Origin of the sequence: Desulfovibrio aminophilus DSM 12254 (assembly GCF_000422565.1) — a bacterium.
GTDB classification, from domain to species: Bacteria; Desulfobacterota; Desulfovibrionia; order Desulfovibrionales; family Desulfovibrionaceae; genus Aminidesulfovibrio; species Aminidesulfovibrio aminophilus.
Map to the genome: position 1 here is coordinate 1 of NZ_AUMA01000011.1, position 21,902 is coordinate 21,902.

General features: G+C 67.8%; 19 protein-coding genes and 1 rRNA gene. 6 read left to right on the forward strand and 14 right to left on the reverse strand.

Annotated elements, in window-relative coordinates:
* The first annotated feature begins 137 nt into the window (after positions 1 to 137).
* A 5S ribosomal RNA gene (gene rrf / locus H587_RS0108955) occupies positions 138 to 252 on the forward strand.
* A 142-nt stretch (positions 253 to 394) separates the two neighbouring features.
* Positions 395 to 1,405 carry a M23 family metallopeptidase gene (locus H587_RS0108960; RefSeq protein ID WP_034608994.1) on the forward strand — a complete coding sequence of 337 codons (1,011 nt, stop codon included), beginning with the start codon at positions 395 to 397 and terminating at the stop codon, positions 1,403 to 1,405.
* A 93-nt stretch (positions 1,406 to 1,498) separates the two neighbouring features.
* Here H587_RS0108960 and H587_RS0108965 read toward each other — a convergent pair whose 3' ends face one another.
* From H587_RS0108965 to H587_RS19635, 3 genes are all read right to left on the reverse strand, one after another.
* A complete protein-coding gene (locus H587_RS0108965; RefSeq protein ID WP_027175989.1) occupies positions 1,499 to 4,195 on the reverse strand; it encodes a cation-translocating P-type ATPase in 2,697 nt (898 codons plus the stop codon).
* Positions 4,196 to 4,293: 98 nt separating this feature from the next.
* Positions 4,294 to 4,764 carry an SRPBCC domain-containing protein gene (locus tag H587_RS0108970; protein ID WP_027175990.1) on the reverse strand — a complete coding sequence of 157 codons (471 nt, stop codon included), beginning with the start codon at positions 4,762 to 4,764 and terminating at the stop codon, positions 4,294 to 4,296.
* A 20-nt stretch (positions 4,765 to 4,784) separates the two neighbouring features.
* Entirely contained in the window at positions 4,785 to 6,794 is a 2,010-nt protein-coding gene (locus tag H587_RS19635) for an oxidoreductase (protein WP_051202601.1), read from the reverse strand.
* 185 nt (positions 6,795 to 6,979) lie between these two features.
* Between H587_RS19635 and H587_RS0108980 the strand changes: the two genes are divergently transcribed.
* Together H587_RS0108980 and H587_RS0108985 are read left to right on the forward strand one after the other, a co-directional pair.
* Positions 6,980 to 8,113, forward strand: coding sequence for a sensor histidine kinase (locus H587_RS0108980; protein WP_027175991.1), 1,134 nt, complete (start codon positions 6,980 to 6,982; stop codon positions 8,111 to 8,113).
* A 35-nt stretch (positions 8,114 to 8,148) separates the two neighbouring features.
* A complete protein-coding gene (locus H587_RS0108985) occupies positions 8,149 to 8,703 on the forward strand; it encodes a hypothetical protein (protein WP_027175992.1) in 555 nt (184 codons plus the stop codon).
* Between the two features lie 85 nt (positions 8,704 to 8,788).
* Here the strand turns inward: H587_RS0108985 and H587_RS0108990 are convergent, their stop codons facing one another.
* The 5 genes from H587_RS0108990 to H587_RS0109010 all read right to left on the reverse strand — a co-directional run bounded on the left by H587_RS0108990 (position 8,789) and on the right by H587_RS0109010 (position 12,790).
* Entirely contained in the window at positions 8,789 to 9,832 is a 1,044-nt protein-coding gene (locus H587_RS0108990) for a DUF1786 family protein (RefSeq protein ID WP_342662369.1), read from the reverse strand.
* 16 nt (positions 9,833 to 9,848) lie between these two features.
* A complete protein-coding gene (locus H587_RS0108995; RefSeq protein ID WP_027175994.1) occupies positions 9,849 to 10,613 on the reverse strand; it encodes an ABC transporter ATP-binding protein in 765 nt (254 codons plus the stop codon).
* The gene (locus tag H587_RS0109000; protein ID WP_051202602.1) at positions 10,610 to 11,401 is read right to left on the reverse strand and encodes an ABC transporter permease; all 792 of its coding nucleotides are present in this window, start codon (positions 11,399 to 11,401) and stop codon (positions 10,610 to 10,612) included. The genes H587_RS0108995 and H587_RS0109000 overlap by 4 nt, the downstream gene beginning before the upstream one ends.
* Position 11,402: 1 nt before the next feature.
* Positions 11,403 to 12,374: an ABC transporter substrate-binding protein gene (locus H587_RS17925; RefSeq protein WP_034608997.1), complete on the reverse strand. Its 972-nt coding sequence runs from the start codon at positions 12,372 to 12,374 to the stop codon at positions 11,403 to 11,405.
* Between the two features lie 77 nt (positions 12,375 to 12,451).
* The gene (locus tag H587_RS0109010; protein ID WP_027175996.1) at positions 12,452 to 12,790 is read right to left on the reverse strand and encodes a tRNA-binding protein; all 339 of its coding nucleotides are present in this window, start codon (positions 12,788 to 12,790) and stop codon (positions 12,452 to 12,454) included.
* A gap of 99 nt (positions 12,791 to 12,889) precedes the next feature.
* On the opposite strand from H587_RS0109010, the gene H587_RS17930 reads away from it, so the two are divergent.
* Positions 12,890 to 13,708: an alpha/beta fold hydrolase gene (locus tag H587_RS17930; RefSeq protein WP_034608999.1), complete on the forward strand. Its 819-nt coding sequence runs from the start codon at positions 12,890 to 12,892 to the stop codon at positions 13,706 to 13,708.
* Between the two features lie 7 nt (positions 13,709 to 13,715).
* Here the strand turns inward: H587_RS17930 and H587_RS0109020 are convergent, their stop codons facing one another.
* The 6 genes from H587_RS0109020 to H587_RS0109045 form a co-directional block, all read right to left on the reverse strand.
* Positions 13,716 to 15,578, reverse strand: a complete 1,863-nt coding sequence (locus tag H587_RS0109020) for a potassium transporter Kup (protein ID WP_245560853.1) — start codon at positions 15,576 to 15,578, stop codon at positions 13,716 to 13,718.
* Between the two features lie 16 nt (positions 15,579 to 15,594).
* Positions 15,595 to 16,356, reverse strand: a complete 762-nt coding sequence (locus tag H587_RS21235; protein WP_027175998.1) for a PilZ domain-containing protein — start codon at positions 16,354 to 16,356, stop codon at positions 15,595 to 15,597.
* A gap of 5 nt (positions 16,357 to 16,361) precedes the next feature.
* On the reverse strand, positions 16,362 to 17,309 hold the full coding sequence (locus H587_RS17935; RefSeq protein ID WP_051202603.1) for a flagellar motor protein MotB: 948 nt from the start codon (positions 17,307 to 17,309) through the stop codon (positions 16,362 to 16,364).
* A gap of 56 nt (positions 17,310 to 17,365) precedes the next feature.
* Complete coding sequence (gene motA, locus H587_RS0109035) at positions 17,366 to 18,229, reverse strand: flagellar motor stator protein MotA (RefSeq protein ID WP_027175999.1); 864 nt, start codon at positions 18,227 to 18,229, stop codon at positions 17,366 to 17,368.
* A gap of 195 nt (positions 18,230 to 18,424) precedes the next feature.
* Positions 18,425 to 20,011, reverse strand: coding sequence for a HEAT repeat domain-containing protein (locus H587_RS0109040; protein WP_027176000.1), 1,587 nt, complete (start codon positions 20,009 to 20,011; stop codon positions 18,425 to 18,427).
* 47 nt (positions 20,012 to 20,058) lie between these two features.
* On the reverse strand, positions 20,059 to 20,517 hold the full coding sequence (locus H587_RS0109045) for a chemotaxis protein CheX (RefSeq protein WP_027176001.1): 459 nt from the start codon (positions 20,515 to 20,517) through the stop codon (positions 20,059 to 20,061).
* 181 nt (positions 20,518 to 20,698) lie between these two features.
* Between H587_RS0109045 and H587_RS17940 the strand changes: the two genes are divergently transcribed.
* The gene (locus H587_RS17940; protein WP_051202604.1) at positions 20,699 to 21,901 is read left to right on the forward strand and encodes an MFS transporter; all 1,203 of its coding nucleotides are present in this window, start codon (positions 20,699 to 20,701) and stop codon (positions 21,899 to 21,901) included.
* Position 21,902 lies beyond the last annotated feature (1 nt).

Consider the following 21,902-nt stretch of genomic DNA (forward strand, 5'->3'; position numbering starts at 1 on the left):
CAGCTTACCGGTACTAATAGATCGTGAGGCTTACCCAAATCCTCTCTCCCCTATGAAACTAATATAGTTTCGGGCTTTGATGAACCGGATCGGCGCGCTGAACCGCACCACCCCGGGAGAAGCCCAACCATATTTGTCTTGGTGGCCTTGGAGGAGGGGACACACCCGATCCCTTTCCGAACTCGGCAGTTAAGCCCTCCATCGCCAATGATACTGCGATTTTAATCGTGGGAAAGTAGGTCGCCGCCAGGACAATTTCTTCAAAAAAGGCCCCTCAAAATGAGGGGCCTTTTCACGTTTGCAGCGAACGCGTCCGATCCACCGTCTGCCGGATCAAAGTCTGCGTCGAGCCTTCCCGGTTTGCATCCTTGCGGTGTTGTCCTATAACCGAGTCATGACACGGTTCCGTCTTCCGCTCTCGGCTCTGCTGCTCTGGGTGCTTCTGCTGCGCCCGGGCATTCTCTTCGCCTTTCATTTCGACTCCCTGCCCATCGATTGCACGGGCAACGAGCTCTGCATCATTCAGAACTATTTCGACCGCGACCCCGGTTCCTTCGCCCGTGACCATGCGTGCGGCTTTCTCACCTATGACGGCCACGAGGGCACGGACTTCCGGGTCTCGCGGGCGGACATGGAACGGGGCGTACCGGTGCTCGCTGTGGCAGACGGCATGGTGCGCGCCGTGCGCGGCGGCCAGTCGGACGGTGAGATGTCGCGGCGCGGCAAGGGAGCCCTGCGCGGCCGCGAGGCGGGCAACGCCGTGGCCGTGACCCACGGCGACGGCTTCGAGACTCAATACAGCCATTTGCGGCAGGGCAGTGTCCGGGTGAAGACCGGCGAACGCGTGCGCGCGGGGCAAGTTCTCGGGTTGGTGGGGCAGTCGGGCATGGCCGACTTTCCGCATGTCGAGTTGCTGGTTCGTCGCGGCCGGACGGCGTTTTGTCCCTTCGTGGGCCCCGAGGTCGGACCGGGGTGCGCGGTCAAGGGAACTCCGCTCTGGAGCGAGGAGCGGCTGGCTGTCGCTCCGCTGGCTTACCGTCCCACGGGATTGCTGCGCGCGGGCTTTGTGGTCAAGCCCCCCGGTTCTGTCAACCATTTTCTGGACAACTCGCTGCTCCCGGCGCGAGGGGGCGATCCGGACGCCCTGCTCTTCTGCGTGGCCGTGTTCGGCACCCGCACGGGCGACAAGATATCGCTCCGGCTGCTGGGCCCGGACGGCGTGGTCTTGGCGCGCGACGCCCTGGATTTCGAACGCACCCAGGCCCAGAGCATGTTCTATGTGGGCCGCAAACGAAACAACCGCTGGCCCGCAGGAACCTATCGTGGAGAATTCCTGCTCCAGCGTCCCGGCGATCTCGGCGAGGGCGGCACTCTGCGTTTGTCCCGCGACATCGTCCTGCCGTGAAGCGGCGATGATCCTCTGGTCGACTTTCTTTCCCCCGAGCTGACCCCGGCCGCGCGCCTGGACATGCCGACGACTTTCTGGCTGTAAACGGGATCAGGCCGGTGGCGGCGCCATCTTCCTGCGGATGAATACCTTGATGCCCTCCATGGAGAGGAAGACCACGGCGCTGAAGACCAGGATCATATCCAGGTCCGCCAGGGTCGGCAGCGTAATGCCGAAGGCCTCGCGCACTGCTGGAATTTGGATGAGCGCCACGACAATGGCGATCTCCCAGCCGATGGCCAGGAACAGCCACTTGTGCGGCGGGGCCGCGAAGAAGCTGTGGCGCATGGAGCGGAAATTCAGGGCGATGACCAGTTCCACGATGGCGAAGAGGAAGAACATCTCCGTGCGGGCGTGGGTGATGTCCCGCAGGTCATGGAAGAAGAGGAAGAGGAAGAAGGGGATTTCGATGCACAGGGCCAGGACCACGAAGGCCTTCACGTCCCAGGAGAAGACGCTTTCCTGGGGATCGCGCGGCGGCCGCGACATGAGGTCCGGGTCCGGCGGAGCCACACCCAGGGCCAGGGCGGGCAGCCCATCCGTTGCCAGGTTGATGTAGAGGATGGCCGCCGGGAGCAGCGGCAGATGGTCCGGCCCCAGAACCAGGACCGCGCCGCCGATGACCGCCACTTCGGTGATGTTGCAGCGCAGAAGGTAGGTCAGGTATTTTTTGATGTTGTCGTAGATCCAGCGGCCCAGTTCGATGGCCGTGACGATGGAGGCGAAATTGTCGTCGACGAGCACCATGTCGGCGGCCTCCTTGGCCACTTCGGTGCCAGAGACGCCCATGGCCACGCCGATGTCCGCGTGCTTCAGGGCCGGGGCGTCGTTGACCCCGTCGCCGGTCATGGCCACCACTTGGCCCTTGGCCTTCCAAGCCTTGACGATCTTGAGCTTGTCCAAGGGCGCGACGCGGGCGTAGACCGAAATGTCTTCGACCACGGCGGCCAGCTCCTCAGCGTTCATGCGCTCCAGCTCGTCGCCGTCCAGGACGCGGTCGCCCTCGTTGAAGATGCCCACCTCGCGGGCCACGGCCACGGCGGTGAGCCTGTGGTCGCCGGTGATCATCACCGGCCGTATCCCGACCCGGCGGCAGACGGCCACGGCATCAATCGCTTCGGGGCGCGGCGGGTCCATCATGCCCGCCAGTCCCAGAAACACCATGTCTTGCTCGATGTCGTCCACGGAGCAGGCTTTATTGTCCGAGGTTTCCCGATAGGCCAGGCCCAGCACACGCAGGGCCGAGAGGGCCATGTCTTCTCCGGCCTTGATGTACGAGGCCCGCAACTCCTCGGTCAGGAGTTCGTTCCGGCCGCCGCGCAGCACGTGGGTGCAGCGCGCGAGCACCACCTCGGGAGCGCCCTTCATGAAGGCCGCGCGGCCGCCGTCGGGCAGGTCGTGCAGCGTGGTCATGCGCTTGCGTTCGGAACTGAACGGGAGTTCCTCCACGCGGGGATGGTCCATGCGGGTCCGGGCCTTGGGCAGACCGGCCTTGACCGCCGCCACCACCAGGGCGGCCTCGGTGGGGTCGCCCGTGATGCCCCATTGACCTTCGCACTCCTCCAGGTCCGCGTCGTTGCAGAGCAGGCCGCCGAGCAGAAGCAGGCGCAGCGCCTCGGAGCCCTCGGCTCCCCGGATTTCGCCTTCGGGGGCATAGCCCGCTCCGGTCAACTCCACCGGGCCGTCGGGAGTGTGCAGGCGGCGCACGGTCATCTCGCCCCGGGTCAGGGTGCCGGTCTTGTCCGAGCAGATGACCGTCGTGCAGCCCAGGGTCTCCACGGCGGGCATCCTGCGCACCAGGGCGTTCCGCCTGGCCATCTGGCGCATGCCGATGGCCAGGGCCCCGGTGACGATGGCGGGCAGGGCCTCGGGAACGGCGGCCACGGCCAGGGAAATGGCGAACATGGCCACGGTGATGATGAACTTGAGATCCAGCGAGCCGTGCAGCGCCTCGCGGACGATGCTCACCCCGGCCACCAGGGCGCAGATGGTCAGGGCGATGACGCCGAGCCACGTGCCGATCTCCTGGGTGCGTTTTTCCAGGGGCGTTTTTTCGGTGGGCGCGGCCGAGACTTCCCGAGCGATGGCGCCGAAGGCCGTGCCCATGCCCGTCTCCACCACCAGGGCGCGGGCCCGTCCATAGGTCACGCTGGTCCCGGCCAGGACCATGTTCCGGCGGTCGGCGGTGCGGGTGGCCTCGGGTAGGGGGGCGGGATTCTTGCCCACGGGCGCGGACTCGCCGGTGAGCGCGGCCTCGTCGCAGCGCAGGGCGTGAGCCTCCAGCACGCGGGAGTCTGCGGGAACGCGGTCCCCGGCTTCCAGGAGCAGGATGTCGCCGGGCACGAGATCGCGGGTGGCGACCTCCTGCTCGCGGTCGTCGCGCAGCACGGTGACGCTTGGCGAGAGCATTTCCCCGAGCGTCTCCAGAGCTTTTTCCGCCCGGTATTCCTGGATGAATCCGAGCAGGGCGCAGAAGACCACGATGATGCCGATGACGGCCGAGTCGGCCACCTCGCCCACCAGGGCCGAGAGGATGATGGCCACGATGAGGATGATGCTGAGGGTGTTCGTGAACTGGCCGAGGAACAGGGCCAGGGGGGAGGCGCGTTTCGCGCGTGTCAGTTCGTTGGGGCCGGAAGCGGCCAGGCGTTCGGCCGCCTCCCGGGCCGAAAGCCCGCGCGTCGCGTCCACGGAGAGCATGCCGAGGGCGGCCTCCGCGTCGAGGGAGTGCCAGGGGGGCCGGGACATGAAACCAGCCTACCCGGGAGAGGGGAAGGCGTCCAGGGGAGTTCCGCCGCCGTCTCGGCTTGTCGGGGCGGACGCGTGTCGCCCTGGGCGACGGGAGATCAGGGCAGGGATGGCTCCGGCTGTCCGCCCGCGGCCAGGATTTCGGCCCGCTGTTTGAGGGCCTGGTTCATGGCCCGGTAGGCGCCCATGACCTCGGACTGGAGCATGCGGATGAAGACAGGCACGAGCATGCCGCCGAAGGTCTCGCCGTGCACGAAGCGGGTCTTGTTGGGGCTCAGCGGTTCGACGATGAAGAAGTGTTCGATGTCCATGAGCAGCGGCACGAGCAGGCTGCCGATCCAGCGCAATTCATAGTCCGGCTCCACCTGCACCAGGGTGGCCGTGGCCTTCATGCCGATGCCCGCGGGCGTGGTGAAGGAGAGCCGGAGCTTGCCGCCGACGCGGAGATCGCCATGGGCCTCGCGGATGAAGGGGTTCCATTCCGGGAACATGGGGAAGTCCGTGAGCACCCGCCAGACCAGGCTCGGCGCGGCGTGGATTTCGTTTTCGGTGATGAGCGCGCGGGGCATGCCCCCCTCCTTGTTCCGTTTCAGGCCACCAGGGTCAGGCTCTGGTTCGCGAGTCCGCGCAGAACCCCGGCCGAGACGCTGCCCAGAAGGAAACGCCGCAGGCCGCCCTGGCCCCTGCGGCCCATGATGATCTTGCCGACCCCTTCCCGCTGCGCCAGATTGAGAATGTCCCGGGCGACCCCGTTGGACCTCCGGGCCAGGAGCAAGGGCACGTCCTCGTCCAGCCCCGCCAATCCCTTGGCCTCGCTCCACCGTTTCGCGGCATCGCCGGAGCCGTTCTCCAGGATGTGCGCGAAGGTCAGACGATAATCCGGATTGCCGTAGTAGGCGTGGACCACGTAGCGAAGGACGAGCAGCGAGGTGGGGGAAAAATCGAAGGGCACCAGGATGCGATCCTGGGCCGGGTGCGGGCCGATGAGTCCGCTGATGCCGTCATGGGCCAGGAGCACCCGTTCGGTCCAGGCGGCTCCGGGGCCATGGCAGAGAAGGACCACTCCGAAGCCTCCGGCCTCGGCCTCGTCCAGGATGAGGTTTTCCGGTCCGCCGCGCAGGGTGCGGTCCTCGAAGCGCAACCGTCCGGGATCGAATCCGAGGCGACGCCAGGTTTCGCGGGCCCACCCTCGGAAGGAGTCCCGGGCCAGGGCGAAGGCCACGTCGCCGCCCGCCGGGTGGAGGAAGAGCAGCGTGGCCGTGAGGTCGTCCCTGGCGGGAATGCGTTCGCGCCAGTATGTCCGCAGCAGGTCCAGATCCTCTGCGGAGGTCACGGCCACCAGGGTCTTGAAGGCGTTGCGGTTGAGGAAGGAATACTCCAGGTCCACGCGCTTCTGTTGCTGCTCGGGGCGGCGCACGCAGTTGAGCCCCTTGTCCAGGACGATGCGCTTGAGACATTCGAAGCAGTCGATGCAGGCGTTCACGCGCCCGCCCTCGCGGGCCTTGCGCGGCCAGTCTCCGTCGGCCAGCAGGGGACGGCCCAGGCCGATGAGGTCGGCCTCGCCCGCGGCCAGGATGCGTTCGGCGAGGGATGGGGTGAGGATTTTTCCGGCCGCGATCACGGGGGGCTTGACCCGGACCTTGAGCGCCGCGGCGTCCTCGCGAAGGTAGCCGGGCCGCGCCGTGCGCCGCCGCACCTCGGGATGGAAGATGGAGTTGTAAGTTCCGGCTGAAACCGAGAAGTAGGACGCGCCCTCCTTCTCCAACATGGCGGCGAATTCCAGGGCTTCCGGCAGGTCCACCCCGTCCGGGGTCCATTCGCGGGTGAGCAGGCGGAAGCCCACGGGGAAATCCGGGGGCACGGCGGCCCGCACCGCCCGGAAGACTTCCAGGGGAAAGGCCGCCCGCCGGGCCAGGGGCAGGACGCCGCCGTGGGCCGGGCGGTTGGTGTAGGCCGAGAGGAACTGGGTCAGGAGATAGCCGGTCGCCCCGTGCAGCTCGACCATCTCGAATCCGGCGGCCACGGCCCGGGCGGCGGCCCCGGCGAAGGCCCGGACCACGGCGGCGCGCTGCTCCCGCGTCATGCCCGACTGCCAGGAGGCGGCTTTGCGCATGACCATCCAGGTCAGGCCGAAACGCTCCTCCAGGGGGAAACTCTCCATGAATGCCTTCAGCGAGGCCACGTCGAAGGCCAGGTGTGAGGCGTCCATGGGCGCGGGCATGAGCGGCAGTTCGATGCGGGCGAAGCGCCCGGCGTGGTTCAACTGGGCGCAGGCCACGGCTCCGGCGTCGCGGATGATCTTGGCCAGGCGGGTCATGCCGGGCAGAAACTCATCACGGTCCAGGCGCAGGTTGTTGGGCGCGGTGACGCCGTCTCGGGCCACGGCCACGTTGCCCACCACCACCAGCCCGACGCCGCTTCCGGCCAGACGCCAATAGTGCTCCAGGAGCAGGGGGCTGACATGGCCGTCGGGATAGGCGTATCCCGTGAACAGGGGCAGCGCCACGAGGCGGTTCTTGAGCCGCAGCCCGGCGAGCGTGAAGGGCTGGAAGAGGAGCGCCGCGCCGCCGGAAGAGGTGTCCGAAACCGTTTCGGTCATCCGCCTCACCCTTGCAAGGGTTTTGAATCCGTGAGGAACCCTAGCAGGCGGCGGCCGAGTGGTCCAGGCCCCGGGCGCCCCGACGATTGCCTCCGGAGCGGCATCGATGTTAGGAAGCGCGGGAGGATAATCATTGCCCGGCCGTCCCGGTTCGGCCAGAATCGCGGAGAGCGCACGGGAGCCCTATGAGAACCGAGAGACTGCCCACCCATTTCGCCCCGGCGGAGCGCGCCGATCGGGAGACGATCCGCAAGCAGGCGCGCGCCTTCATGGACACGCATTGCGACGCGCTCATGCACGCCGTGCCGATCATGCTCCTGGTGATCAACGGCCAGAGGCAGGCCATCTTCGCCAACGCCACCTGCCTGAATCTGTTCCGCCTCCAACTGGAGGACGCCTTGGGGCTGCGCCCCGGCGACTTGTTCGGCTGCGTCCATTCCCGGGAGACCGAAGGCGGATGCGGCACCACGGAATACTGCACCAACTGCGGCGCGGTGCGGGCCATGCTTTCCGGTCTGGCCGGGACGCGGGCCCACCAGCAATGCCGTATGCTGCGTCAGAGCGAGGGCCGCACCGAGGCCCTGGAACTGGACGTCACCGTGGACCCCTACGAGCTGTGCGGAGAGCAGTTCGCGGTGCTTTCCATAAAGGATGTGAGCGACGAGGCCCGGCGGCGGGTGTTGGAACGTCTGTTCTTCCACGACGTGCTCAACGTGGTGGGCGGGGTGCGCGGTCTGGCCGAGGTTCTGCGCGGCGAGGCCCCGGAGAATCTGAGTCGGATTTCCGGCATCCTTTTCGATTCCCTGGACTATCTGGCCGACGAGATCTTGAGCCAGAAGGATCTCATTGCCGCCGAGAACAACGAGTTGCGGTCCCGTCCGGCGGATTTGCGCGCCCTGGAGTTTCTCCTGGAGACGGGTGACGCCTTCGCCAAGGGGCCCGCCGCCAGGGGCGTGACCGTGGCCGTGGCTCCGGAGGCCAGGAATTTCGCTCTGCGTGCTGATCCCGTGCTTCTGCGGCGGGTCATCGGCAACATGATCAAGAACGCCATGGAGGCGTCCCGGCCGGGACAGACCGTGCTCCTGGGGTGTCGGGCCGAGGGCGGCGAGGGCGCCTTCTGGGTGCATAACGAGGCCGTCATGCCCCGCGAGGTGCGCCTGCAGATCTTCAACCGCTCCTTCTCCACCAAGGGTCGGGGGCGGGGCCTGGGCACCTACAGCATCCTGCTCATCACGGAACGCTATCTTCGCGGTCGGGTGGAGTTCTCCTCCCGGGAAGGCGAGGGGACCGTGTTCCGCGTCGTCTTGCCGCTGGCCTGACCCTGTCCGGCCGCACACACCAACACGGAGGACACATGTTCGATCCCAAGGAATGCATTCTCTACAGCGGCGGCGCCGGCGGCGCCGAGGCCGAGTTCGGGGCCCAGGCCGAGCGCTACGGCCTGCAGGAGGTCCATTTCAGCTTCGAGGGCCACCAGCCCGCCCGGGCGCGCGGCCTGCGCGTGCTCACCAGCGAGGAGCTGGCGCTCAAGGACGTGAGTCTGGGCTACGTCTCCAAGCTCATGAACCGCACCTTCAGCAGCGCGCCCAAGTTCCGCGCCGTGCTGCAGAGCATCTGCTGGCAGGTGAGCAGCGGCCACGAGGTCTTCGTGGTCGGCTCCATCCTGCCCGACGGGACGGTCAAGGGCGGCACGGGCTGGGGCGCGGAGTACTCCAAAATCTGCAACAAGCCCCTGTACGTCTTCGACCAGGAGCGCAAGAACTGGTTCCAGTGGGTCGAAACGGAGTGGCGGGCCGCGGTGGACCCGATCATCGGCCACCACCACTTCACCGGCACGGGCACGCGCTTCTTGACGGGCGAGGGCCGCGAGGCCATCGTCGGGCTGTTCGCCCGCAGCTTCAGCCGCTAGCGGATCGTCGAATCCGCGACGGCGACCGAAAAGCCGCGAAAAGGCCCTGGAGATCGACACCTCCAGGGCCTTGTCGCATCGGAAATCAGTCTTCGAGCCCGCGCAGCCGCAGACCGTGGAGCAGGCCGAAGCAGCCCGCCAACATCATGTCCCCGCCGGGGGCCGGGAAGCTGACGCCGTAGGGAGTGAGCAGGTCGCGCCGGGGGCCCAGGACGAAGGTGGGCGTGAAGTCTCCGGCCGAGCGCGGCGGGTCCAGCCGCAGGCAGCCGTGGCCGCCGGAGCCGAAGACCTCGGCCGAATCCAGGACTCCCGCGCGGAAGCGTTCCAGGTGGTCCCAGAGGACCGGGGCCTCGATCATGCCGGTGTGGTGCTCGTAGACGCCGAGAATGCGGTCTTGATGGATCAGGAAGGCCACGGTGTGGCCGTTGCCCACGTTGACCACCAGCACGCCGCGCTCCTCGGACAGGGCCCGGAGGCCGTCGTCGAACAGGGCTCCGAGCACGGCGGCCGCGCCGGTGTCGGCCACCGGCCCGCCGCCCATGCTCGTCTGGAGGTCGGCCAGGCGGGTCATCTCCGGCGGCGGGACATCGAAGATCAGGGCCTCGGGCCGTCCCTCGGATTCGAGCAGGATGCGCTCCCAGAGCCGGAAGCGCCCCCGGCGGTTGCTTCCCGGGCCGCCGGGATGGAAGCCGTGGTCCTGGGCCGCGGCCGTGATCCGTTCCGGCCAGGGCAGCCCGGCGGCGTCCAGCAGCCGATGCCAGAAGTCCGGGTCGAAGTCCGTGAGGAGCAGGGGCTCGTGGTCCGGGGGGCATTCCTCGCTGAGGACCACGCCCATGCCCTCGATGCGGGTCAGGTCGTCGCCCAGGGAATGGGCCGCGTTGCGCGTGGCGGCCGCCTTCAGGCCGCGCTTGAGGTGCTCGCGCAGGGCGCCGCCGAAGCCGCCGCCCATGTTCCGGCCGTGGAGCCAGACGTGGCGGCCCGCCTCGGACAGGGCCCGCAGGCGCGCGGCCACGGCCCGGGCCGGAGTCGGAAGCACGAACTTGGGGCAGTTCTCCAGCCGCAGTCCGGGCTGGTGATAGAAGACGTCCTGGGTGCCGCTGCCGATGTCGAGAATGAGCGTGCCGGGCAAGATGGCCTCCGCGTGGTCAGTCCTGGGCGATTTCCTTCCAGAGCATCTCCATGATGTCCTTCTTGATGGCCGTGAAGCGCGGCGAAACCGTGACCGTGTGGTCGCGGGGACGCTCGATGTCCACCGGAAGCTCGGCCAGGATGCGCCCCGGGCGGCGGGACATGATGAAGATGCGGTCGGCCAGGAGAATGGCCTCGTCGATGTCGTGGGTGATGAACAGGATCGTGGTCTTGTGCTTCTGCCAGACCTTGAGCAGCAGATCCTGGAGCAGGAGCCGGGTCTGGGCGTCCAGGGCCCCGAAGGGTTCGTCCATGAGCAGCATTTCCGGCCGGTTGGCCAGCACTCGGGCGATGGCCACGCGTTGCTTCATGCCGCCGGAGAGCTGTCCGGGCAGGGCGTTTTCGAATTCCGCCAGGCCCACCAGGTCGAGATAACGGCGCGCGCGCTCCAGGCGTTCGGCCGGGGGCATGCCCTTCATGCGCAGGCCGAACTCCACGTTCTTGCGCACCGAGAGCCAGGGAAACAGGGTGTAGGACTGGAAGACCATGCCCCGGTCCGCGCCCGGGCCGGTGATCTCCCGGCCGTTGAGCACGGCGCGTCCCGTTCCGGCGCGTTCCAGCCCGGCCACGATGTTCAGCAGGGTGGACTTGCCGCAGCCGCTGGGTCCGACCACCACCGCCAGTTCGCCCGGGGCCACGCTCAGGCTCACGTTCTCCAGGGCGACCACCTCCTCGCCGCCCAGGCGGAAGCGTTTGCCGATGCCGAAGAGTTCCAGGGTCATCGGCCGCCCGCCTTTTCGCTCCAGGGCACCGCCAGCCGGGTGAGCCGCTTGAAGGCGAAGTCCGTGGCCAGGCCCAGCAGGCCGATGGCCATGAGCCCGGCGAAGATCCGGTCGATGGCCAGGAAGCGCTGGGATTTGAGGATCATGTAGCCCAGGCCGGAGTTGGCGGCCACCAGTTCGGCCACCACGAGGTAGGTCCAGGCCCAGCCCACGGTGATGCGCAGGTCGTCCATGATTCCGGGCAGGGCTCCGGGCAGGAGCACCAGGGCGTAGGTCTGGGTCCGGCTCGCGCCCAAGGTGGCGGCGGCGCGGCAGAGATCCCGGGGCACGGCGGCCACGGAGTCGGCCACCATGAGCACGAGTTGGAAGAAGGTGCCCAGGAAGATGACCGCGAACTTCTGGCCGTCGCCGATGCCGAAGTAGAGCAGCGTCAGCGGCACCAGGGCCACCACCGGGAGGTAGCGGGCGAACTCCATGAGCGGGCCCAGGACCAGCCCGGCCCTGCGCGAGGTGGCCACCAGGACGCCCAGGGGAATGGACACGGCGGCGGCCAGGGCCCAGCCGACCATGACCCGGTAGGTGCTGTCCCAGGCGTACTGCCAGAGGATGCCTTCGCGCTGCATTTCCACGAAGGCCCAGAGCACCGCGTGGGGTTTGGGCAGGAAGAGATCCTTGACCGCCCCGGAGTAGGCTGCGGCGCACCAGATTCCCAGCAGGACCCCGAAGGTTCCCGCCACGATGCCGGTGCGGCCGGCCAGCCGCCCCAGGGCCGGGGCGCTTCGGCTCATGCTACCTGGCGGCCTCGGTCACGGCCTTGTCCGAGATGAGCCCGTCCACGTCCAGGGTCTTGGAGATGATGCCCTTGGCCTGCCAGAAGGCTCCGGCGCGGGCCGCCACCTCGAAGATGTTTCCCGGCTTCTTGCGGTCGAAGAAGTCCACGTTTTCGGTCTTGCCGAAGAAGCGCACACCTTTGGCCATGTCGGCCATCTCCTCGGTCTTGAGGCCCATGGCCTTGGCCATGAGGGCGTTGCCCGCGTCCGGGTTGGCCTTGTACCAGGCCACGGCCTCGTACCAGGACTTGGCCAGGGCCACATCGGCGCCGGGGTTCTTTTCGACCGCCTCCTTGCGCAGCGCGAGCACGTCCACGATGGTCCGGGGGAAGTCCTTGCTGGTCACCAGCACGTGGCCGCCCTTGCGCTCCGAGGATTTGGAAAGCCAGGGCTCCCAGGTCACGGCCGCGTCCAACTGCTCGGCCACGAAGGCCGCGCCCGCGTCGCTGGCGGCCATCTCCTGGATGGTCAGGGCGTTCTCGGCCACCCCCGCCTTTTTCAGTGCGGTGAGGAAGAAGAAATAGGAGGTGGTGGATTTGTCCAGGCCAACGGTCTTGCCCTTGAGGTCTGCCAGGGTCTTGATCGCGCCGGAAGACACGATGCCGTCGCCGCCCGCGGATTCGTCCATGGCGCAGACCACCATTTCGGGTGTGCCCTTGGCGAAGTGGATGACCTCGCGGTCGAGCACGTTCCCCACGCCGTCGATGGAGCCCGAGGCCATGGCCGCGGCGTACTGCGACTCGTCCTCGATGACGGTCAGCTCCACGTCCAGTCCGTTTTTCTGGAAGAATCCCTGCTCCTTGGCGATGTACAGGGGGCCGTATCCCACCCAGGTGGCGTGGGCGATCTTCAGGGTCGCGCCCGCCAGGGCGGGAGCGACCGCCAGACAGACAAGGGCCAGGACGATCAGGGCTTGCGCCGCGCGTTTCATGAGAACCTCCCGGATTGACGAGAAATGGTTTGCCGGATGGATGTAGCGGGAAAGGGCGTTCCAGGCAAGGGCCGCGCTCAATGCAGGCGGCTGCCCGGGGGCGCGTCGCGCTCCGGCTCCACGAGGACCACCCGGCCCTGGGCGTCCTTCACGCCGAGAACGAGCACCTCGCTCATGAAGTCCGCCACCTGGCGGGGCGGGAAGTTGACCACGGCCAGCACGAGCCTGCCCGCCAGATCCTCGGATCGGTAGATATCCGTGATCTGGGCGCTGGACTTCTTCACGCCCAATTCCGGGCCGAAGTCGATCCACAGCCGGTAGGCGGGCCGACGGGCCCCGGGGAACTCCTCGGCGCGCAGAATCAAACCCACGCGCACATCCACCTTGAGAAAGTCGCCGAACGCGATCTGCTCCATGACCTGTCCCTGTTCACGGATTTCTATAACGGCAGAGGGCCCGGCGCAACCCGGACCTTGGCCTTGACCGGGGCGGGGCCTTGCAGCACAACACGAAACATGCGCCTGCTGCTCGTTCCGCTCGCTCTCGTGCTCCTCGTGGTGGGACTGAGCTATACCCTGTTCCTGCTGGCGAACCTGCGCTCCGGCCATCTGGCGAGGATGCGCCGGAAGCCGGGCGGCGCGGCCCTGCCCATCGCGCGCGGCCTGCTCGCCGCCCTGGCCGAGCAGGTTCTGCTCATCGGCACCTATCCCCTGGGATGGCTGCCCCAGCGGGAGCGACGCGCGGGGGGGCCGTTGGTGCTCCTGGTCCACGGCCTGTACCACAACCGCGCGGCCTGGCTTCTTTTTCGCCGCCGCCTGACCCGGGCCGGGTACGCCGACGTCCGGTTCTTTTCCTACAATTCCTTCACCCGGGATTTCGAGGGGCTGCGCCGTGAGCTGAGCGAGCGCATCCTGGACCTCGCCGCCGAGGGCGACGCGCCCGTGGCCCTGATCGGCCACAGCCTGGGCGGTCTGCTCCTGCGGGCGGCGGTCTGCGACGAGCGCCTGCGCGGCCGGGCGGCCTGTCTGTTGACCCTGGGAGCGCCGCACCGGGGCAGCGCCCTGGCCCGACTGGCGATGAGCGGCCTGGGGCGGAGCCTGCGGCCCGATACACCGCTCATGCGTGGACTGGCCGTGCTCCGCGAACCTTCCGATCTGCCTCGCCTGGCCCTGGTGTCGCCGGTGGACAATATGGTCCTGCCCGCCGAAAATCTGCTCCCGCCTGTGGGCTGGGACGTGCGGGAAGTGGCTCCCATGAGCCACGTGGCCATGCTCTACCATCCCGAACCGGCCCGTCTGGCCGTCGAATTCCTGGAACAAAATCTGCCGCGCTAGGCGGCCGCTAGAGTTCGACCATGGAGCCCAGCTCCACGGTGCGCGAGGGTGGGATGCCGAAGAAGGTGGTCGGACGCCCGGCGTTGCGGGAGATGAAGGCGAACAGGCGTTTGCGCCATTCGCGCATGTGGGCCGGGCCCGAGGGCAGGATGGTCTCCCGGCCGAGGAAGAAGGTGGTGGCGGCCGGGTCGGCCGAGACGCCCCGTTCCCTGGCCAGCCGCAGGATGTCCGGCACATGCGGGGTTTCCATGAATCCGTATCGGGCGATGATTCGATAGAACCCGTGGTCCAGGGATGTTATTTCGACGCGTTCGGACTCCGGCACCGTGGGATCGTTGGCCGAGCGCACGGTCAGCAGGAGCACGGTCTCGTGCAGAACCTTGTTGTGCTTGAAGTGGTGCAGCAGGGTCACGGGCGTGCCCTGGTCGCTGAGGGTCATGAACACGGCCGTTCCCGGCACGCGGTGAGGCTTGAAGGTGCCCACGTCGCCGATGAAGATGTCGATGGGCAGGCGGCTGGTCCTGGACTTGGCCGCCAGTTCCGCGCGGCCGCGCTTCCAGGTGCTCATGAGCAGGCTGATGCAGAGGGCGATGGTCAGGGTGATCCAGCCGCCGTCGGCCAGCTTGAGCAGGTTGGTGCCCAGGAAGGAAACGTCGAAGAGCAGAAACAGGGCCACCAGCAGCGCGGCCTTGTAGGGCTTCCAGCGCCAGCGTCCGGTGGACACGAGAAAGTAGGCGATGGAGGTGATGGTCATGGTGGCCGTGACCGCGATGCCGTAGGCCCCGGCCAGGCGGGAAGACTCCTGGAAGGAGAGCACCAGGCCCAGGCAGCCGAGCATGATCGCGTAGTTGACCATGGGAATGTATATCTGGCCGCGCTCCTGGCCCGAGGTGTGCACGATGCGCATGCGCGGGCAGTAGCCCAGCTGGATGGCCTGCTGGGTCAGGGAGAAGGCCCCGGAGATCATGGCCTGGGAGGCGATGATCGTGGCGACGGTCGCCAGCGCCACCAGGGGGTAGAGCAGGGCCGTCGGAGCCATGAGGAAGAAGGGATTCGACGCGGCCGAGGGCGAGGCCAGAAGCAGCGCCCCCTGGCCGAAGTAGTTCAGCAGGAGCGCGGGCAGAACTAGGCCGTTCCAGGACAGGCGGATGGCCCTGCGGCCGAAGTGGCCCATGTCCGCGTAAAGCGCCTCGCAGCCGGTGATGCAGAGCACCACCGAGCCGAGGACCACCATGCCGTGCAGGCCGTTGGCCCGGAAGAAATGCGCCGCGTGCAGGGGGTTGATCGCCTCCACGATGCGCGGGGTTTGAACGATGTGCAGCAGCCCGAGCCCCCCGAGGGTCAGAAACCAGAGGATCATGACCGGGCCGAACAGGCTGCCGATGCGGCCGGTGCCGTGCTTCTGGATCAGGAACAGGCCCAGGAGAATGACGCAGGTGATGGGCAGGACGGCGGGCTCCAGGGCCGTTGTGGCCACGGAGAGGCCCTCCACGGCCGAGAGCACGGACACGGCCGGGGTGATGATGCCCTCGCCGTAAAGCAGGGCCGAGCCGAACACCGCCGCCAGCACGATGGCCGCGCGGATCTTGGGCCCCAGATCGTCGCCCGGCGTGCCGCGCGCCGGGAGCAGGGCCAGGAGGGCGAAGATGCCGCCCTCGCCGTGGTTGTCGGCGCGCAGGATGAAGGTCACGTATTTCACCCCCACCACGATGAGCAGGGACCAGAAGATGAGCGAGACCACGCCCAGAACGTTGGCCTCGTTGAGCGCGATCGCGTGCAGGCCGTGGAAGCATTCGCGCACGGCATACAGGGGGCTCGTGCCGATGTCGCCGAAGACCACGCCCAGGGCGCCCAGCGCCAGGGCGCTCATCCGTGAGCTTCGTCGGTCATCCATGGGTTTTGAAGGTCGTGGGCCAGGGCACGGTCTTGTTTTGCCCGGGGCTTTTCAAGGTGGTCTGACAGGGTGAGAGGATCTGTTGGGCCAGACGGGACAGGAATCGGGATTCCTGGATGGTCAGACCTTTGAACTGCACCCCGGCCAGGGACCGTCCCTCGCGTCCGGCGTCGGGCGCGGTCCAGCGGATGGTGGCCGTGAGCGGCATGCGCCCGCCGTCCGGGAAGGTCAATTCGAAATTCAGGGGCTTGCCCTTGGCGGCCTCTCCACTCAGGGCGAGCAGGGCCCCACCGCCCGAGACGTCCAGGAGTTCGGCCTCCTCGCGTCCGGCCACGATCACGCCCAGGCCGTCCTCCGGGGTCACCCGGGCCCGGGCTTGCATGCGGATGGCCGTCGGCCTCCAGCCCTCGTCCGGCGGCGGGGTCAGGCCTAGGGCTGCCATGGGGCGGCCCTTGCCGCCGGACGGATAGGAGGGGAAGAAGCGCAGCACCCGGGCGTTGTAGCCTAGGGGCAGGGAGCAGGTGGATTCCCCCGGGGGCGCGGGGGGGAACACGGCCACTTCGAGCACCGCGCCCAGCAGGGATTTTGAGACCGCCGGATCGGGCTGGCCGACCACGAGCATGCCCGGCCGCCGCTCGAGGACGGCGGTGCGGCGGGCGTCCACGCGGTCGCGCATGGGATCCGCGGAGACGATCAGGAAGACCCGGTCGCCGGGGCGCAGGGCCGAGGGCGCGGTATCGCTGCCGGCGTTCATGATGCTCAGGGTTTGGCCGGGACGACGCCCTGGGCCTTGGCCGCGTTGGCCGGAACCTTGGCGGTCGTGTCGGGCGCGTTGGCCGGCACGTTGGCCGGCAGGGCCGACTTTGGGGCCGGGGTTTGGGGAATGCGCACTTCCGGCGGCGGAGGCGGTCCGGCCGGGCCTGTTCCGGCGGCCTTGTCGTCGCGGTAGAGCAGAATGCTGATGCGGCGGTTGCGCGGGTCGTCGGGGTTGCCCTTGATCAGCGGTTGGCTGGCGGCGTAGCCCGCCACGCGCACGAGCCGGTCCGAGGAGACGCCGAAATGCTCCAGGAGCAGGCGGGCCGAGGAGGCCCGGGCCGTGGACAGCTCCCAGTTGGTGTAGCGGGAGTCGGCATAGCCCGCCGAGTCGGTGTGTCCCTCGACGGCGAATTTGTTGGACAGGCCCTTGATGTGCTCGGCCACGGCTTCCAGGGCCCGCTGGCCTTCGGGGGTGAAGGAGAAGCTGCCCTTCTCGAAGATGGGGTGGCCGTCCTTGTGCAGGATCTGGATGCGCACACCGCCCTCGAAGGTGTCCACCAGCACCTGGTCCTTGATGTCCGACAGGCGCTCCTCGATTTCCTTGCGCAGGCCGCTGGCCATCTCCTCCTGGGCGCGCTCCACGTCCGAAACCGCAACCTGTGGCAGGGGCTTGTTGTCGGCCCCGCGTTCGATCCGCATCGGGATGGGCTGGCCGGCCTCCTCCATGAACATGGGACGCTTGCCGCCCTTGTCGAACAGGCTGAATTCCTTGAAATACCCCTCCAGCTGGACCTTTTTCTCCTGGGGGGTCGCGTTGACGAGCCACATGAGCAGAAAGAAGGCCATCATGGCGGTCACGAAGTCGGCGTAGGCCACCTTCCAGCTGCCGCCGTGGGCGCCGCCTTCGACCTTGTTGATCTTCTTGATGATGATGGTCTTGTTTTCAGGCATGGATCAGATGTCCTTGGCCGCCGTCACCGGCCGGGCCGGGATCGCGGCGTCGGGGATCAGCCCTGCTTGCGGGCCTGCTTGAGAATCTCCTCCACTTCTTCGAAGGAGGGGCGTTCTCCGCTGGGGATGGCCCGACGCGCGGCTTCCAGGGCCATGGGCGGGGGCCAGCCCAGGGCGAAGGCGATCATGGCCGCGCGGACCACGCGCAGCATGGCGTCCTTGGTCTTGGCCTTGTTCTCCATGTTGGCCGCCAGCGGGCCGAGGAAGCCGTAGCAGGCCAGGATGCCCAGGAAGGTGCCCACCAGGGCCGCGCCGATGCTGTGGCCCAGCACCTCGGGCGGTTCGCTGATCTTGCCCATGGTCAGGACGATGCCGAGCACGGCGGCCACGATGCCGAGACCCGGCAGGGAGTCGGCGGTGCGGTTCAGGTAGTGGGGCGGGTGCATGGCGTGGGCGTGGTGGGACTCGAGGTCGATGTCCATGAGCGCTTCCAACTCGTGCGGCTCCATGCCGGCGGCCATGAACGTCTTGAAGTTGTCGCAGATGAAGTCCCGCACCTCGTGGTTCTTGAGCACGCTCGGGAAACGGGAGAAGATGGTGCTCTTGTCCGGGGCGTTGACGTGGGATTCGATGGCGATGACACCCTCCCGTCGGGCCATGCCCAGGAGGTCGTAGAGGACCATGAGAATCTCGACGTAGTCCTTCTTCTCCGGATCCTTGCCCGTGAGGACGCCCACCAGGTTCTTGAAGATGTCGATGACGACCTTGAGCGGGGCCGAGATGAGCAGGGATCCGAGCGCCGCGCCGCCGATGATGACCACTTCGGCGGGCTGGAAGAGCACGCTCAGGTTGCCGTGTTCCATGAGATAGCCGCCGATGACGGCTCCCAGAACCACGACCATTCCGATGATGGCGAACATTCCGTATCCTTAGAATGGCGAACCGGCGTTCTTGCCGGTGGACGCTCCCGCCGGGTGAACCGGCGGCCCCCCCGGCCGCCGCATATCCCAGCACAACGTATGATCCTAAGGTCACGGAGCGGGAAAGGCAACAGCTAAAGAAAGAAGCAGCGAAGCCTTCCCGCCCGGAAATGCCCGCTTGGCGGGATCGAGCGGTCAACGCCCCAGGACTTCGAGAATTTTCGCCTTGAGGGCCTCGGGCTGAAAGGGCTTGGTGATGAAGGCGGTCACGCCCGATTTCTCCGCAAGATTGCGTTGGGAGGCCTCGGATTCGGTGGTGACCATGATCACGGGCACGTTCTCGCACCCCTCGGTGGCGCGCAGGCGTTCCACCAGTTCCATGCCGTCCATGACCGGCATGTTCATGTCCGTGACGACCACCTCCACGACCTCCCCGGACTCGATGATGTCGTAGGCTTCCTGGCCGTTGGCCGCGGTGAGCGGCTCGAAGCCCAGGTCGGTGAGGATGGCCCGGTGCAGGGCCAGCATGGAGCGGGAGTCGTCGGCGGCCAGGGCCTTGCGCGTCCCGGACTCGGCCCGGGGCAGGCGGTCCAGGTCGTCCTCGGCGCGTTCGCCGCCGATCTCCTCAAGCTTTTCGCGGAAAGCGGCGATGATCTCGGCATCCCGCGACTCGGCCAGGGCGTCCATCAGGGCGGCCGCCGCACCCTCGAACTCGTAGAGCGCGTCGAAGAGGCGCAGGGCCTTGGAGGCGATCAGGGCTTTGGCCAGCCGGTCGCTCTGCTCGTCGGCCTTGGTCAGGAGGGCGGTGAGGGCCTTGATCATGCCCGGGCTCACATGCCGCTCCAGGCCCATGACCACGGCCATGAGGATCAGGTCGTCTTTCTCGTTCACGCCGTCCATGAGGCAGATCAGGCCCTTCATGGTTCCGATGCGACCCAGGGCCTCGTACACGGCGTACTTGACGTTGGGGTCCGAGGCCAGGCCCCGGTCCATGGCGCTCACCAGGATGTCCGCGCCCTTCCTGTGGCCGATGAAGCCCAGGAGGTTCGCGGAGAGGATCTTCTCGTCCGTGTCGCCGGACTCCAGGCGCGCGCCAAGGAGAGGGACCACCGGCTCGCCGATCCGAACCAGGGTGTCGGTGATGATCCTGCGCACCGTGGGGTTCTTGTGGTGCAGCCGCTCCACCAGGAAGGTCAGAGTTTCCGGTGTGCCGAAGGCGGCCAGGGCCTCCACGGCCTTCCAGGTGGTCACCTCGCAACGCTCGAAGGCCTCATCGGTTTCGTTGCCCTGGACGATCGCCATGAGCGCGGGGATGGAGGGCGCGTCGCCCATGGCCCCGAGCATTTCGATGCACAGGGCCGAGGTGAACGCGTCCGCCGCGGTGAGGTGCTTGCGGAACAGGGGCAGGGAAACCGGGTCGCGGAGCCGCGACAGGGCGGTGAGGATTTCCAGAATCTGATCGGGATCGGTTTCGGCCTCGCCCAGGGAGGTGAGCACCGGCGCGGCCGAGGTGAAGCCGTATTCGCCGATGACGCGGATGCACAGGGTCCGGTATCCGACGTGGCCGGAGGCCAGGCCTTCCACGGCCTTGGCCTCGTGCTGGGAGAGCACGGCGTTGAGGGCGTTGACCACCATGTAGTCGATGGAGGTGTCGCCCAGGGGCCGCCTGAGCAGATCCAGAAGACCGGGCAGGGCGGTGATGTCCTTGCTGCCCGTGATCTCGTTCAGCAGGGTGATCTGGTCCAGAAAATCCATGTCGCGGAAGCTGTCAAGCATGCCCATGTCTCACTCCGCCAGGGTGTTCCGGCGCGGCCTCGGGGGGGCCAGGCCTACTCGAAACAGAATTCGATGGTGAAGTCGCCGTGCTCGGTCTGGAAGGGAATGGCCATGATCGGGGTCTTGGCCATGTGCGAGATGGTGTGCCCGTCGCCCATGATCACCGAAGGCGTGGAGCCCTGGAAGACCATGCCCTTCTCGGCCAGCCCGGCGCGGGCCTGGCCCGAGACCATGTTGGTGATCTCGCCCACCGCGTCCCGCACGTCGTTCATGATGTCGCTGATGTCGTCCCCGAGCATGCCCTTGACGATGGCCACGGCGCAGGGACGGGAAAAGGAGATGGACACGCTGCCGTTCTTTTCGCCGGTAAGGCCCACGAGGCCGGTGACGTCGCCTTGGGCCACCGTGTTTTTCTTCACGAAGGGCTTGCCCGCCACGGGCGTGATGAAGGCCATGGTCGAGATGACGTTGATGGCGGCCTTGATGAAGGGTTTGGCCAGTTCGACATCCATGCGCGTGCTCCTCTCGGTCCGTGGGGCGGGGGGATCCGCCTTTTGGCCCACGATATGCCGTGGTTGTATGTCCGCCCGGGCTTTCGGGTCAAGCCCGGGGCCGAGAATATAACATCCCCGCCGTCGAGCCGCGTTCTGCGCCGTTGCGTCAGGCCCGAGCCGGGGCTATGAAGGTCGGACCATGACGCGACGCACGCGCGAGACCTCCGAGCGGACCCTGGCCGCCGCCCTGCCCGCGCTGCTCTGCGTGAGCACCCTCTATCTGCTCAGCTTTCTCGCCCGAACCATCCTGGCCCCGCTGCTGCCCGCCGTGCGGGCCGAACTGGGCCTGGGGCACGCGGCCTCCGGGGAACTTTACCTTCTGTTGGGGAGCGGGATCGCGCTGGGGCTTCTTTCAAACAGCTTGGCGGCCAGCCTCCTGGACCATCGCCGCGCGGCGGTCCTTTCCGCCGTGTCCACGGGCGCGGCCCTGCTCTGGGCGGCCGCCTCCGGCGGCATGGAGTCCTTCCGTTGCGCGCTGTTCGCCGTGGGCCTGGGCGCGGGCCTCTACCTGCCCTCGGGCGTGGCCATCGTGACCGCAACCGTTCGGGCGCCGGACTGGGGCAAGGCCCTGGCCCTGCATGAGCTGGCTCCGAATCTGAGCTTCGCCCTGGCTCCGCTCTTGGCCGAGGCCATGCTCCACTGGCTTTCCTGGCGCGTGGGCTTGGCCGTGCTGGGCGTTCTGGAAATCTTGGCGGGTCTGTTCTTCCTGGCCGGGCGTCTGGGCGTGGGACTGCGCGGCAGCGCTCCGAGGCCCGGGGTGCTGCGCGGGCTCATGCGCGAACCGGCCTTTTGGGCCGTGGTCTGCGCCTTCGGCCTGGCCGTGTCGGCCAGCTTCGGCACCTACTCCATGTCCACGCTGTACATGGTGGACCGGGGCATTCCGCGCCCGCAGGCCAACGGGTTCCTGAGTCTGGCGCGGCTGGCGGCCCTGTTCGCGGCCCTGGGCGCGGGCTGGGTCACGGATCGGCTGGGCCCCACGGCCACCCTGCGGGCCTACTTTCTGGGCATGGGCGCGGCCCTGGCCTCCCTGGGGCTGGCCCCCACGGCGGTCCTGCCGTGGCTTCTCGTGTGCGAGGCGGTCTGCTCGGTGTTCTTCTTCCCGGCCTGCGTGGCCGCCCTGTCGCGGGCTTTTCCCGGCGAACTGCGCAGCCTGACCCTCTCCCTGGCCGTGCCCCTGGGCCTGGCCCTGGGCCTGGGCGGCGTGCCCGTGGCGCTGGGCGCGTTCGGGGACGCCGGGGTTTTCGGGCTGGGGTTCGTCCTGCTGGGCGGGCTCGTATGCTGTGGTCTGCTTCTGCCCCGCCGTCTGCGGCCGCGCCTTGCCCGGTCTGACGAAAGGGGATAGT

Coding starts and splice junctions, on each gene's coding strand:
- H587_RS0108960 (WP_034608994.1), top strand. CDS start 395: ATGACACGGTTCCGTCTTCCGCTCTCGGCTCTGCTGCTCTGGGTGCTT.
- H587_RS0108965 (WP_027175989.1), bottom strand. CDS start 4,195: ATGTCCCGGCCCCCCTGGCACTCCCTCGACGCGGAGGCCGCCCTCGGC.
- H587_RS0108970 (WP_027175990.1), bottom strand. CDS start 4,764: ATGCCCCGCGCGCTCATCACCGAAAACGAAATCCACGCCGCGCCGAGC.
- H587_RS19635 (WP_051202601.1), bottom strand. CDS start 6,794: ATGACCGAAACGGTTTCGGACACCTCTTCCGGCGGCGCGGCGCTCCTC.
- H587_RS0108980 (WP_027175991.1), top strand. CDS start 6,980: ATGAGAACCGAGAGACTGCCCACCCATTTCGCCCCGGCGGAGCGCGCC.
- H587_RS0108985 (WP_027175992.1), top strand. CDS start 8,149: ATGTTCGATCCCAAGGAATGCATTCTCTACAGCGGCGGCGCCGGCGGC.
- H587_RS0108995 (WP_027175994.1), bottom strand. CDS start 10,613: ATGACCCTGGAACTCTTCGGCATCGGCAAACGCTTCCGCCTGGGCGGC.
- H587_RS0109000 (WP_051202602.1), bottom strand. CDS start 11,401: ATGAGCCGAAGCGCCCCGGCCCTGGGGCGGCTGGCCGGCCGCACCGGC.
- H587_RS17925 (WP_034608997.1), bottom strand. CDS start 12,374: ATGAAACGCGCGGCGCAAGCCCTGATCGTCCTGGCCCTTGTCTGTCTG.
- H587_RS0109010 (WP_027175996.1), bottom strand. CDS start 12,790: ATGGAGCAGATCGCGTTCGGCGACTTTCTCAAGGTGGATGTGCGCGTG.
- H587_RS17930 (WP_034608999.1), top strand. CDS start 12,890: ATGCGCCTGCTGCTCGTTCCGCTCGCTCTCGTGCTCCTCGTGGTGGGA.
- H587_RS0109020 (WP_245560853.1), bottom strand. CDS start 15,578: ATGAGCGCCCTGGCGCTGGGCGCCCTGGGCGTGGTCTTCGGCGACATC.
- H587_RS21235 (WP_027175998.1), bottom strand. CDS start 16,356: ATGAACGCCGGCAGCGATACCGCGCCCTCGGCCCTGCGCCCCGGCGAC.
- H587_RS17935 (WP_051202603.1), bottom strand. CDS start 17,309: ATGCCTGAAAACAAGACCATCATCATCAAGAAGATCAACAAGGTCGAA.
- motA (WP_027175999.1), bottom strand. CDS start 18,229: ATGTTCGCCATCATCGGAATGGTCGTGGTTCTGGGAGCCGTCATCGGC.
- H587_RS0109040 (WP_027176000.1), bottom strand. CDS start 20,011: ATGGGCATGCTTGACAGCTTCCGCGACATGGATTTTCTGGACCAGATC.
- H587_RS0109045 (WP_027176001.1), bottom strand. CDS start 20,517: ATGGATGTCGAACTGGCCAAACCCTTCATCAAGGCCGCCATCAACGTC.
- H587_RS17940 (WP_051202604.1), top strand. CDS start 20,699: ATGACGCGACGCACGCGCGAGACCTCCGAGCGGACCCTGGCCGCCGCC.